This window comes from Microbacterium enclense (assembly GCF_004022425.1).
Taxonomy (GTDB): Bacteria; Actinomycetota; Actinomycetes; order Actinomycetales; family Microbacteriaceae; genus Microbacterium; species Microbacterium enclense_A.
Genome location: NZ_RBZY01000002.1, coordinates 19,604 through 31,979, shown reverse-complemented (window position 1 = coordinate 31,979; position 12,376 = coordinate 19,604). Strand labels below are relative to the sequence as shown.

Annotated in this window: 12 protein-coding genes; 3 read left to right on the top strand and 9 right to left on the bottom strand. The window is 70.7% G+C overall.

Translation table 11 applies throughout. The features are described 5' to 3' along the window. Positions 1-3 precede the first annotated feature (3 nt). From D8Y23_RS00690 to D8Y23_RS00670, 5 genes are all read right to left on the bottom strand, one after another. On the bottom strand, positions 4-1,800 hold the full coding sequence (locus D8Y23_RS00690) for a peptidoglycan D,D-transpeptidase FtsI family protein (RefSeq protein WP_128216256.1): 1,797 nt from the start codon (positions 1,798-1,800) through the stop codon (positions 4-6). 4 nt (positions 1,801-1,804) lie between these two features. After that, positions 1,805-2,422, bottom strand: a complete 618-nt coding sequence (locus D8Y23_RS00685) for a hypothetical protein (RefSeq protein ID WP_128216255.1) — start codon at positions 2,420-2,422, stop codon at positions 1,805-1,807. After that, complete coding sequence (gene rsmH / locus D8Y23_RS00680; protein WP_128216254.1) at positions 2,419-3,372, bottom strand: 16S rRNA (cytosine(1402)-N(4))-methyltransferase RsmH; 954 nt, start codon at positions 3,370-3,372, stop codon at positions 2,419-2,421. Before rsmH ends, D8Y23_RS00685 begins: the two co-directional genes overlap by 4 nt. A gap of 96 nt (positions 3,373-3,468) precedes the next feature. Beyond that, entirely contained in the window at positions 3,469-3,900 is a 432-nt protein-coding gene (gene mraZ / locus D8Y23_RS00675) for a division/cell wall cluster transcriptional repressor MraZ (RefSeq protein WP_128216332.1), read from the bottom strand. A gap of 318 nt (positions 3,901-4,218) precedes the next feature. Then, a complete protein-coding gene (locus tag D8Y23_RS00670) occupies positions 4,219-4,605 on the bottom strand; it encodes a DUF3040 domain-containing protein (RefSeq protein WP_128216253.1) in 387 nt (128 codons plus the stop codon). Positions 4,606-4,669: 64 nt separating this feature from the next. On the opposite strand from D8Y23_RS00670, the gene D8Y23_RS00665 reads away from it, so the two are divergent. Then, positions 4,670-5,761 carry a polyprenyl synthetase family protein gene (locus D8Y23_RS00665; protein ID WP_128216252.1) on the top strand — a complete coding sequence of 364 codons (1,092 nt, stop codon included), beginning with the start codon at positions 4,670-4,672 and terminating at the stop codon, positions 5,759-5,761. Between the two features lie 19 nt (positions 5,762-5,780). On the opposite strand, the gene D8Y23_RS00660 is transcribed toward D8Y23_RS00665, so the two are convergent. After that, the gene (locus D8Y23_RS00660; protein WP_128216251.1) at positions 5,781-6,125 is read right to left on the bottom strand and encodes an Rv2175c family DNA-binding protein; all 345 of its coding nucleotides are present in this window, start codon (positions 6,123-6,125) and stop codon (positions 5,781-5,783) included. 138 nt (positions 6,126-6,263) lie between these two features. Between D8Y23_RS00660 and D8Y23_RS00655 the strand changes: the two genes are divergently transcribed. Together D8Y23_RS00655 and pknB are read left to right on the top strand one after the other, a co-directional pair. Continuing rightward, on the top strand, positions 6,264-7,283 hold the full coding sequence (locus D8Y23_RS00655; RefSeq protein WP_128216250.1) for a LysM peptidoglycan-binding domain-containing protein: 1,020 nt from the start codon (positions 6,264-6,266) through the stop codon (positions 7,281-7,283). A 54-nt stretch (positions 7,284-7,337) separates the two neighbouring features. Continuing rightward, on the top strand, positions 7,338-9,266 hold the full coding sequence (pknB, locus tag D8Y23_RS00650; RefSeq protein ID WP_128216249.1) for a Stk1 family PASTA domain-containing Ser/Thr kinase: 1,929 nt from the start codon (positions 7,338-7,340) through the stop codon (positions 9,264-9,266). Positions 9,267-9,339: 73 nt separating this feature from the next. On the opposite strand, the gene D8Y23_RS00645 is transcribed toward pknB, so the two are convergent. Genes D8Y23_RS00645 through D8Y23_RS00635 form a run of 3 tightly spaced genes read right to left on the bottom strand, consistent with a single transcriptional unit; the run spans position 9,340 to position 12,338 of the window. Beyond that, the gene (locus tag D8Y23_RS00645) at positions 9,340-10,677 is read right to left on the bottom strand and encodes a class II 3-deoxy-7-phosphoheptulonate synthase (RefSeq protein ID WP_128216248.1); all 1,338 of its coding nucleotides are present in this window, start codon (positions 10,675-10,677) and stop codon (positions 9,340-9,342) included. A 9-nt stretch (positions 10,678-10,686) separates the two neighbouring features. Next, a complete protein-coding gene (locus D8Y23_RS00640) occupies positions 10,687-11,400 on the bottom strand; it encodes a lysophospholipid acyltransferase family protein (protein WP_128216247.1) in 714 nt (237 codons plus the stop codon). A gap of 2 nt (positions 11,401-11,402) precedes the next feature. Then, positions 11,403-12,338 (bottom strand): ROK family glucokinase, encoded by a 936-nt coding sequence (locus D8Y23_RS00635; RefSeq protein ID WP_128216246.1) that lies wholly within the window; start codon positions 12,336-12,338, stop codon positions 11,403-11,405. Positions 12,339-12,376: the final 38 nt, after the last annotated feature.

The window sequence follows — 12,376 nt, the reverse complement described above, 5'->3', positions numbered from 1 at the left end:
TAGTCAGCCGAACTTGGGCAGTTCGGGGGTCGTGGTTCCGGACGGAATCACCCGGTAGTTCTTCAGCACCTGGGTGAGTGCCTTCTGGAAGGCGGGAGCCGTGGCCGCAGACGACTTTACCGTCCGCGGTTCGTCGAGGTTGACCGAGACGATGTACTGCGGGTCGTCGGCGGGGGCGAAGCCGATCATCGTCGTGAAGTACGCGTCGGGCTTGTAGGCCCCGGTGTTGCGGTCGGTCTTCTCACCGGTTCCGGTCTTGATGGCGACGCGGTACCCCGGTACGGCGACCTGGGTGGCGAGCGTGCCCTGCGTCGCGACGTTCTCGAGCATCCGCGTGACCGTTGCGGCCGACTCGGCCGAGATCACGCGCTGCCCGTCGGTCGGCGCGACGTCGGTCACGGTGCCGTCGGCGGCCGTGCAGCTCTCGACGAGCGAGAGCGGCATCCGCACTCCCCCGTTGGCGATGGTCTGGTATGCACCGACCAGCTGCGGAACCGTCACCGCGAGGCCCTGACCGAACGCGGTGTTGTAGAACGTCTGGTCGCCCCAGTCGGCGACGGGGTGGAGGATGCCCTCGGACTCACCCTGGAACCCGATCGCCGTGCTGCTGCCGATCCCGAACTTCCTCAGGTAGTCGTAGCGCGTCTGCGCGGGGATCATGTCGGCGAACTTCGAGATGCCCACGTTCGAGGAGTCGATGAGGACGCCGGTGAGCGTGTACTGGTTCGTTCCGTGCGCGAAGGCGTCCGTGACCCGTGCGCCTCCGCGGAGCGTCTCGCTGGAGGCCGCGCTGACGGTGGTGTCGGCCCTGAACGCGCCGCTGTCCAGTCCGATCGCCGCCGTGATCGCCTTGAACGTCGATCCCGGCTCGTTGGGGTCGGTGAACGTCCAGCTGCCGCGCTCGTCGACGGGTGTCGCGGTGGGGTCGTTGGGGTCGACGGTCGGGTACTCGGCGACGGCGCGGACCTTGCCCGTCTTCGCCTCGACGACGGTGATCGCTCCACGGAGGGATCCGGTGTTCTGCACCTGCTCGGCGATCAGCTGACCCATGTACCACTGGAGGTCGCGGTCGATCGTGAGCTTCAGCGTCCCGCCGTCGACGGCCGGCTCGGTCTGCACCTCGGTCCCGGGGAGCACGACGCCATCGCGGCCCTGCTGGAACACGACCTTGCCGTTCTGCGACGAGAGACAGTCGTCGTCGGTGAGTTCGAGCCCGGCGAGAGGCTGCCCGTCGCTGCCGACGAATCCGAGCAGATTGCCCCCGACCGCGCCGTCGGGGTAGACCCGACCCGCCTGGGGCGGGAACACCAGGAAGGGCAGGCCCAACTCCGCGAGCGCGCGGTACTGCTCGGTCGAGACGTTCTTCGCGATGATCGCGTAGCGCGACCCCGGGTCGGCCGCGACGGCATCCGTCACGACCTTCTCCACGGCGGCGGGATCCTGCCCGAGGATGCCGGCGATCTGCGCCGCGATGTCGGTCCACGTCCGCGTCGTGGTCGTCGTGCCGTCCGCGTTCCGGGCGGTCAGGCCCTGCGCCGCCAGCATCGGGTCGGCCTGCACGTCGTAGCGGTGCACGCTCGAGGCGAGTGTCACCCCGTGCTCGTCGACGATCGAGCCGCGCGAGGCGTATTCGACGCGGGAGTTCTGCAGCCCCATCGCGAGCGAATCGTCCACGTGCTCCCGCGCGTTCACGACCTGAATGTCGATCAGACGCACGACGAAGGCGACGAGCACGATGAGCACGATGGACAGCACCACCACCGTGCGTCGCCGGGGAGAGCGCGAAAGAGTCGTCGTCATGGGCTTATCGTGTCGCGGGGGTCGGCAGACCGTCGCTGATCGGCGGGGGTGTTGCGGAACCCGTCGTCGGAGCGGTCCCGTCGGTCGGCGCGGCGTCGGCGGCAGCGGCGTCGGTCGCGACCGCGGGACCGGCGGCTTTCTGCGGGTCGGTCACGAGCGGCACACCCGAGATGAGGGCGTTGCGCACCGATCCTCGGCCCATGGCATCCACCGACGACGTCCCCTCGGCGGGCTGGCCCGCACCGATGACCGCCCCGTCGCTCAGCCGGAGGTAGGTCGGCGTCTCATCGATCACCATGCCGAGGGCAGCGGCGTTGGCGGCGAGGTACTGCGGCGAATTGAGCCCGGCGACCTCGTCGTAGAGGATCTGCTTCTGGTAGGTGAGGTCGCGCTGCTGCTGGGTGAGCGAGGCGATCTCGAACGAGCTCTGCGTCGTGAGGATCGACAGCCCCATCTGCACGAGCGCGATCAGGACGGCGCCGAGCACCGCGATGACGCCGAACGCGCGGCGCGGTGCGCGTCGACGCGCCGGCGCGTCCACGACGTGCAGGCGCCGGGGCTCGCGCACCGGGACGGGGAACTCCGGCAGGAACGCCGCGTCGATGGTCTGGGGAGCGCTCATGCGTCCTCCTGGATCCTCTCGGCCGCGCGCAGCCGCACGGGGGTGGCGCGGGGGTTGGCCGCGCGTTCGTCGTCGCTCGCCAGCTCGGCTCCACGAACGAGCAGCCGGAACTTCGGGGCGTGCTCGGGAAGCTCGACGGGCAGCCCACGGGGGGCGGCGGATGCCGAGGCCTCGGCGAACACGCGCTTGACCAGGCGGTCCTCGAGCGACTGGTACGACAGCACGACGATGCGTCCCCCGACGCCCAGGACGCTCAGCGCCGCGGGAATCGCACGCTCGAGCACCGACAGTTCGGCGTTGACCTCGATGCGCAGGGCCTGGAACACCCGCTTGGCGGGATGCCGTTCGCGCAGGACGGCGGCGGGCGTGGCCGCCTGCAGCACGTCGACGAGCTGGCCCGAGCGCTCCAGTGGCGCCTGCTGACGGGCCGCGATGATGGCGCGGGCGTAGCGGCCGGCGAGCTTCTCCTCGCCGTAGCGCTCGAAGATGCGGCGAAGGTCGCCCTCGCCGTACGTGGCGAGGATGTCGGCGGCGGTCACGCCGGACGTCTGGTCCATGCGCATGTCCAGCGGCGCGTCCTGCGCGTAGGCGAACCCGCGCGAGGCTTCGTCGAGTTGGAGGGAGGAGACACCGAGGTCGAACAGGATGCCATCGACCTTGTCGACTCCGGCGGACGACACGGCATCCACGATCCCGTCGTAGACCGTGTGGACGAACGTCGTCCGGCCCTCGAACCGGGCCAGGCGCTCCCCCGCGATGCGCAGAGCGTCGGTGTCGCGGTCGAGGCCGATCAACCGGGCCGTCGGGAAACGCTCGAGGAAGGCCTCGGAGTGACCTCCCATACCGAGGGTGGCATCGACGAAGACGGCGCCGTCGCGGCGGAGGGCGGGAGCGAGCAGCGCGGCGCAACGCTCGAGGAGCACGGGGGTGTGGATGTCGCGGATGTCCATGATGACGGGGCGAGGTCGCGGGCTCTGATCCCCATCCGCTCGACCTGGCGCCGGGGAAGTGCGTCAGGGCGTGCGGCTGGGAATCACAGCCGGCGATCAGAACAGTCCCGGGATCACCTCCTGCTCCATCTCGGCGTAGGTCTCTTCGTTGCTCTCGGCGTAGGTGTTCCAGGCCGTGGCGTCCCAGATCTCGGCGTGGGCGCCGACACCGGTGACGACCAGCTCCCGATCCAGGCCCGCGTAGGCGCGGAGCGCCGGGGGGACGGTGATGCGGTTCTGGCCGTCGGGCTTCTCGGCGCTCGCCCCCGAGAGGAACATGCGCAGGAAGTCGCGGGCCTGCTTGTTGCTGAGCGGCGCCTCACGGATCCGCTCGTGCACGCGCTCGAACTCCTCCGTGCTGAACACGTAGAGGCAGCGGTCCTGCCCCCGGGTGATCACCACGCCGGCGCCGAGATCGTCGCGGAACTTCGCGGGCAGGATGACGCGCCCTTTGTCGTCGAGCTTGGGAGTGTGCGTGCCGAGCAGCATTCGGGCGTCCACCCCCTTCGTCCGGCCTGCGAAGTTTCCCCCACTTTACTCCACCGTCCTCCACTTTGCTATCGAAACATGGGGCTTTCCCGACGATCGTGCGCCGTGTATGGTCGTCACCCGCCCGGTGGCGGGGGTACAGCACCCGCGTGATCACGCGGGAAACGCGCGGACGACCATGCCCAGGCACCCCCGAGTGGAGGGAAAGGGAGGAATTCCGGGCCGCGCGCCTCTCCCCGTGCCCACGGGCTCACCCCGCCGGGCACAAAAAAACACCGGCTCCGAAGAGCCGGTGTTCAGTGAGGTTCGGGGAGGGGGTCAGCGACCTTCGTTGCGACGATCCCAGCGGTCGTTCATCCGGTCCATGAAGGATCCGCCGGAGGCGCGGGGGGCGCGCGTGCCCGCGGCCGCTCGCGCCGACGGCACCCGCGACGAGTTCCGGGTCGGGGTCACGGCGAAGACGACGCCCGCGACCATCACGAGGAAGCCGACGACACCCACGGCGATGCCGAGGAAGCCGGTATTGAAGCCGATCGACACGCCGACGATGAGAGCACCGAGCCCGGCGAGCACGAGGATCGAGCCGAGCACGATGTTGCGGTAGCTGAGCGCACGACTGGGCGCCGTGACGACATCGGCGTCGTTGCTCATGAGATGGCGTTCCATCTCGTCCAGCAGACGCTGCTCCTGTTCGGAGAGTGGCATGCGTCCCCCTCTATTGCTTCGTACGGTCGATTCTACCCGGGGCGTGGATCACTAGGCTAGGCCCGTGCCGACCTCCCCGGAACCGATCGAGGCTGTTTCTCAGCGACTCGACAAGTTCGTGTCTGAACAGATATCGTACGCCTCCGCGCTGGGAGACGAGGCGGAGAGAATGGCCCGCGCCGGCGCCGCCTCGTTGCGCGGCGGCAAGCGCCTGCGCGCCCGATTCCTCCTCTGCGGACGACGTGCGGTGACCGAGCTGTCCGGTGGCGACGACTCCGCGGGAGAGTCCGCCGCAGTCGGGGTCGCTGCGGCCCTCGAGGTCTTCCAGGCAGCCGCGCTCGTGCACGACGACCTCATCGACAACTCCGACACCCGGCGCGGACAGCCGGCCGCCCACCGGGCTCTGCAGGCCGGCCACATCGAGGCCGGATGGGCCGGCGACGCCGAGACGTTCGGACGCTCCGCCGCCGTCCTCCTGGGCGATCTGCTCGTCGCCTGGAGCGACGATCTGCTCGAGGAGTCGCTCGACGGGATGGCGACCGCGGGACCGGCCCGCCGGCAGTACGCGCAGATGCGCCGGGACGTCACGATCGGACAGTTCCTCGATGTCGCCGAGGAGTCCGCGTACGTCTCGCACGATGACGCCGCGCACGCCGACCGCGCGCTGCGCGTGGCCTCCTACAAGTCGGCGCGCTACAGCATCCAGAAGCCCCTTCAGATCGGGGCCGCTCTCGCCGGCGCCGACGAGGCGCAGCTCGAGGCGCTCGGTCGATTCGGGCACGACATCGGCATGGCGTTCCAGCTGCGCGACGACGTCCTCGGCGTCTTCGGCGACAGCGCCGTGACCGGCAAACCCTCCGGAGACGATCTCCGAGAGGGCAAGCGCACCGTCCTCGTCGCCTACGCGCGTCAGGCACTGCCCGTCGCGCGCCGCGCCGACCTCGATGCCCTGCTCGGGGACCGGAGCCTGGACGCCGGCCGCATCCGCGAGATGCAGCAGACCATCGTCGACACGGGTGCGCTCGCGCGCACCGAGGAACTCATCGCCGAGTACGAGCGGCGAGCCGACGGCGCGCTGAACGGGGTATCTCTCGGTCGCGCGGCCGTCGAGGACCTCCGGGCGCTCGCGCGCGCCGCGACGCAGCGTACGTCCTGACCGGTCGGGCCGCCCGGGTTCAGGCGAGCGCGGCCGCCACTCGCCGCACTTCGCTCTTGCGTCCGGCGAGGAGGGCCTCGATCGGGGCCGCCCCGATGGTCTCCTCCGGAGTGAGCAGCCAGTCGATCGTCTCGTCCGCGTCGAACCCGGCATCGTGAAGCACGATGATCGTCCCGCGCAGCGACGGGAGCGGCCGCCCCTCGACGATGAACGCGGCGGGTACCCGCAACACGCCGTCGCGCCGCGTCCCGATCAGGTAGTGATCGTCCAGCAGGCGGCGGACGCGTCCGAGCGGCTCCCCGAGCAGATCGACGAGGTCGGGGAGGGTCAGCCAGTCGGTTGCGAAGCGGGGCGTCTCGGTCACCCTGCCACTATCTCATCCCTCGGTCGGGAGGGGGAACGACGACATCACGCGTCCCACCGGTCACAGGAGCCTCACGCGTTGACATCCGTCCCGGGGCGTGCGACCGTGGCCGGCAGTCGGAAGAACGGATCCCCCACCATGCGACGACTGTCCCCCCTGTCCGCGCGCCCGCACGGATACTCCCCCCACACCACACGCGCTCGCGGCGCCCTGGCCTGGCCCGCCGCCGTGGCCGGCACGATCGCGCTCGCCCTCTCCGGCCAGAACGCCGCTCACGCCGCGCCGCCGGCTCCCGCCCTCTCCGCGGTGCCGCCGGCCCCGCGCACGCTCGGCGGACCCACCCTCACGGCGACGACCTCCGCGGTGTCGTACACCGTGCAGCCCGGCGACACCGTGTGGGCCATCGCCCGTGCCCACGGGCTCGACACCGCCGCGATCCTCGCCGCGAATGCGCTCGACGCGTCCGCGGTCATCCGTCCGGGCCAGGTGCTCGCCCTGGTGCCCGCCGCCCCGCCGGCTCCGCCCGCGGCCGCCGAGTCCGCCCCGTCCGCGCGCGAGCATCACGTGCGTCCGGGCGATACCGTGTCGGGCATCGCCGCGGCGCACGGCGTGTCGATCGACGCGGTCCTGACCGCGAACGGCCTGACGCGGTCCTCGATCATCTACCCCGGCGAGACGCTGCGGGTCCCGGCACCGTCCGACGGCGGAGCGACCGGCTCCGTGGCATCCACCGCTCCGGCGACGGCGCCCGGACTCGACGCCGAGCAGTCCGAGAACGCGCGGCTCATCATCCGCATCGGCCGCGACCTCGGTGTCTCGGACCACGGGATCGCCATCGCCCTCGGGACCGCGATGCAGGAGTCGTGGCTGCGCAACCTCGACTGGGGCGACCGCGACTCGCTGGGGCTGTTCCAGCAGCGCCCCAGCAGCGGTTGGGGCACGCGCGAGCAGATCCTCGACCGCGATCGTGCGACGCGCGTCTTCTACGGCGGCGCGGCCGACCCGAACGGCTCCGCGACGCGCGGCCTGCTCGACATCCCGGGGTGGGAAGGCATGGCCTACGCGGACGCCGCGCAGGCGGTGCAGATCTCGGCCTACCCCGACCGGTACGCCCAGTGGGAGGCTCCGGCGACCGTGTGGCTCGCGGTTCTCGGCTGATGCGAAGGTGAGCCGCTCCCCGGGCTCACAGGGGGCGCTCCGTAGACTCGACCCGTGAGCACGAGTCAGCAGGCCGACCCGCTGATCGGCCGTCTCGTCGACGGCCGATACCGCGTGCGTGCGCGCATCGCGCGCGGCGGCATGGCGACCGTCTACGTCGCAACCGACCTGCGCCTCGAGCGCCGGATCGCGCTCAAGGTCATGCACGGCCACCTGAGCGACGACACCGTGTTCCAGAGCCGGTTCATCCAGGAAGCCCGCTCCGCGGCCCGTCTGGCGGATCCCCACGTGGTCAACGTGTTCGACCAGGGCCAGGACGGCGACATGGCCTACCTCGTCATGGAGTACCTGCCCGGCATCACGCTGCGCGAGCTGCTGCGCGAGCACAAGCGCCTCACGGTCGATCAGACCCTGACGATCATGGATGCCATCCTCTCAGGGCTCGCCGCCGCCCACCGCGCGGGTATCGTCCACCGCGACGTGAAGCCCGAGAACGTGCTCCTCGCCGAGGACGGCCGCATCAAGATCGGCGACTTCGGGCTCGCGCGCGCCACCACGGCGAACACCGCCAGCGGCGCGCAGCTCATGGGCACGATCGCCTACCTCGCCCCCGAGCTCGTCACGCGCGGCACCGCCGACGCGCGCAGCGACATCTACTCGCTCGGCATCATGCTGTACGAGATGCTCGTCGGTGAGCAGCCGTACAAGGGCGAGCAGCCCATGCAGATCGCGTACCAGCACGCGACCGACTCGGTGCCGCGTCCCAGCGCCAAGAACCCCGGGGTGCCCGAGCAGCTCGACGAGCTCGTGCTGTGGGCGACCGAGCGCGAACCGGCGGAGCGGCCCGTCGATGCGGGCACCATGCTCGCCCGGCTGCGCGACATCGAGAAGGAACTCGGATTGGCCCCGCAGGTCGCTCGCGCGGTCGCCGTCGGCATGGTCACTGCCGACGCGGCGGAATCGCGCGAACTGACCAAGGTCCTTCCCCAGACGGCGGTGACCCCGACCGCGGCGACCGAAGACGTCGACAACTCCACGCGCCTGCGTCAGCGCACGCGTCGCCGGACCACGCGCGGGATCTGGCTGTTCGCCCTCGTTCTGATGCTCGCCGCCGGCGCCGCCGGCGCCGGGTGGTGGTTCGGCTCCGGGCCCGGCTCGCTCGTAGCGGTCCCCGACGTGTCGCGGATGAGTCTCGCCGACGCCGAGGCCCTGCTGGCCGAGCAGCAGCTCGTCCCGCAGGCGAAGGAGGTGAACGACCTCGAGATCCCCGCCGGGACGACCGTCGGGTCGGATCCCACATGGGGCACGCGCCTCGACAAGGGCGCGCCGGTCACCGTCTTCGTCTCGGTCGGTCCGGCCTCGCATGAGATCGAGGGCCTGGGTGGGCGCCCGGCCGACGACGCCCGCGGCATCCTGACCGCCGCTGTGGTGACCGTGGGCGACGACGCCCAGGAGTTCGCCGACGCCGACGCCGGCACGGTGCTCTCCGTCACCGTGACCCCGCGGGCGGGGGGCGAGTCGTTCGCCTGCACCGACGGCTGCACCGTGCTCGAAGGCGACTCCGCCTCCATGCTGGTCTCCAGCGGTCCCGTGCCTGATGTCGCCGGGCTCGGCGTGGACCGCGCGGTCCGCGAGCTCGAGGCCGCGGGCCTGCAGGTGTCGGGCGACCGCCCCACCGAGTACAGCAACTCGGTCGACGAGGGGGCGGTCATCGGCATCCTGGATCGACCGGAGGAGGGCAACTGGCGACCCGGCGAGACTGTCACGCTGCTCATCTCGGAAGGTCCTCGCCCGATCATGGTTCCCGACGTCTCCGGTCGGACGGTCGCCGACGCGATAGACGCCCTGCGTGCCGCCGGTTTCGAGCCGGGCACCGCCCTGCCCGAGCTCGTGTGGGGCATCTTCACCGTCAGCCGCACCGATCCTCAGCCGGGAACGAGCCATCGCCCCGGCACCTCGGTGCGCGTATTCAGTACCGGCTGATCCCGCCACTCGAGAGAGAACGCCCCCGACCCGGGAGGGTCGGGGGCGTTCTGTCCGGAGCGCGTCTGCGGACTCAGCGCTTCTCGAGCTCCTCGGCGACGAGGAACGCGAGCTCGAGGCTCTGACGGTGGTTAAGGCGCGGGTCGCACAGGCTCTCGTACCGGGTGGCGAGGGTGGCCTCGTCGATCATCTCGGAACCGCCCAGGCACTCCGTGACGTCGTCGCCGGTCAATTCGACGTGGATGCCACCGGGGTGCGTGCCCACCTGGCGGTGTGCCTCGAAGAACCCGCGCACCTCGTCGACCACGTCGTCGAAGCGACGGGTCTTGTACCCGGTGGGCGTCGTGATGCCGTTGCCGTGCATGGGGTCGGTCACCCACAGCGGGGTCGCGCCCGACGCGCGAACGGCCTCGAGGAGCGGCGGCAGTGCCTCGCGGATCTTGCCCGCACCCATGCGGGTGATGAACGTGAGCCGTCCGGGCTCGCGCTCGGGATCGAGCTTGTCGATGAGAGCGAGGGCCGTCTCGGGCGTCGTCGTGGGTCCCAGCTTCACCCCGATGGGGTTGCGGATCTTCGAGAAATAGTCGACGTGCGCGCCGTCGAGCTCGCGCGTGCGCTCGCCGATCCACTGGAAGTGCGACGAGGTGTTGTACGCCAGGCCCGTGCGTGAATCGATGCGGGTCATCGGACGCTCGTAGTCCATGAGCAGACCTTCGTGCCCGGTGTAGAACTCCACGCGGGTCAGCTCGTCGAAGTTGGCCCCGGCGGCCTCCATGAACTTGATGGCACGGTCGATCTCGGCCGCCATGCTCTCGTACGCCTGGTTGGCCGGGTTGCTCGCGAAGCCCTTGTTCCAGCTATGGACCTCGCGGAGATCCGCGAAGCCGCCTTGAGTGAACGCCCGGATGAGGTTCAGCGTCGACGCGGCCGTGTGGTAGCCCTTGAGCAGGCGCGCCGGGTCGGCCTTTCGGGACTCCTCGGTGAAGTCGTAGCCGTTGACGATGTCACCGCGGTACGCCGGCAGGGTGACGTCGCCGCGGGTCTCGGTGTCGCTCGAACGCGGCTTGGCGAACTGACCCGCCATCCGCCCCATCTTCACCACGGGCATCGAGGCGCCGTAGGTGAGGACCACGGCCATCTGGAGCACCGTCTTGATGCGGTTGCGGATCTGCTCGGCGGTCGCACCGGCGAAGGTCTCGGCGCAGTCGCCGCCCTGGAGCAGGAACGCCTGACCGGCCGCGGCGCGGGCCAGACGATCGCGGAGGTTGTCGACCTCGCCGGCGAAGACGAGCGGCGGGAGGGTGGCCAGTTCGGCGGATGCCGCGGCCACCGCGGCCTCGTCATACCACTGGGGCTGCTGCTTGATGGGCAGGGTCCGCCAGTGGTCGAGGTCGTGGAGCTGCTGATTCACCCCTGAAGTCTAGTGGCGCGCCGCGGGCGCCTTCGCCGCCTGTGCACTGGCCAGACGGTCCTTCACCGTGGAGGCGTAGACGTCTTCGTAGCGCTGTTCCCCGAGCCGCTGGAGAGCGACCATGATCTCGTCCGTGACCGAGCGGAGGATGTAGCGGTCGCTCTCCATCCCCTCGAAGCGGGAGAAGTCGAGCGGCTCGCCGATGACGATTCCGACCCGTCCGACGCGCGGGAGGCGCTGACCGATCGGCATGACCGCGCCGGTGTCGACCATCACGACGGGGATGACGGGGACGCGGGCCTCCAGCGCCATCCGCGCGATGCCGGTGCGCCCCCGGTACAGCGTGCCGTCGGGGCTGCGGGTGCCCTCGGGGTAGATGCCGAGGAGCTCACCCCGCCCGAGCACGCCGAGCCCGGTGTTCAGCGACGCCTCCGAGGCCTTGCCGCCCGAGCGGTCGATGGGAAGCTGCCCCGTCGCCGTGAAGAACAGCCGGGTCGCCCAGCCCTTCAGCCCCCGGCCGGTGAAGTAGTCGCTCTTGGCGAGGAACGCCATCCGCCGGTCGATCATCAGGGGGAGGAAGATCGAGTCCGAGAACGACAGGTGATTGCTCGCGAGGATCGCCGCTCCGTCGCGCGGGATGTTCCGCCGGCCCACGATCCAAGGGCGGAACACGGCCTTGATGACCGGCCCGATGACCACGTACTTCATGAGCCAGTAGAACATCGTCAGCGCTCCTTCCCGGCGAGGTCTGCAACCCCGATGAGACCGGCGTCGTTGCCCAGTCGCGCGATCGTGAACTCGGCCACCGGACGCTCACCGTACCCCGGAAGCGACGTCTCGTAGGCGAGCTTCACGGGGACGAGGAGGTCGGCGCCGAGCTGGGCCACTCCCCCGCCGATGACGAACAGTTCGGGATCGAGCACGGCCTGGAACCCGCCGCACGCCTCGCCCAGGGCTGTGGCGACGCGGCGCAGCGCCTCGATGGCGCCGGGATCGCCCGCGAGCACGAGCCGCGACACCGTGGGGCCCGGGATCGCCCCCTTCTCGTCGCGGACGGCGGCCAGTGCCGCACCGATGCCGCCCTCGTCGGCGATGGCGTTGGCCTCGCGCTGCAGGGCGCGCCCCGACGCGTACTGCTCGAGGCATCCGTTCTGTCCGCACCCGCACGGGTGGCCGCCGCGAACGAACCGGAGATGACCGAGTTCGGCGCCGATGCCGTGGCCCCCGCGGAACAGCTCGCCGTCGCTCACGACGGCACCGCCGACCCCGGTGCCCATCGTCAGCATGACCATGTCGCGAACGCCCCGCCCTGCACCGAAGCGGTACTCGCCCCACCCGGCGGCGTTGGCGTCGTTCTCGATCGTCACGGGGGTGTCGAGGCGCACCTCGAGACGCGCCCGCAGAGGTTCGTCGCGCCAATCGATGTTGGGTGCGTAGATGACGGTGCTCCGGTCGCGGCTGATGAAGCCCGCGGCGGCGACGCCGATCGCGTGCACCTCGTGCGCGCGGCGCAGGTGGTCGGCCATGTCGACGACCGCGTCCACGAGGGCGATCGGATCGAGCGGAGTGTCCACGCGGAGCTTCTCGACGATGGTGCCGTCCTCGTCGACCACGCCACCGGCGATCTTCGTGCCGCCGATGTCGATACCGATGTTGCGCACCGCGCTCCCCTCTCGGCCCGCCCCGCGGCTCGGCCCGC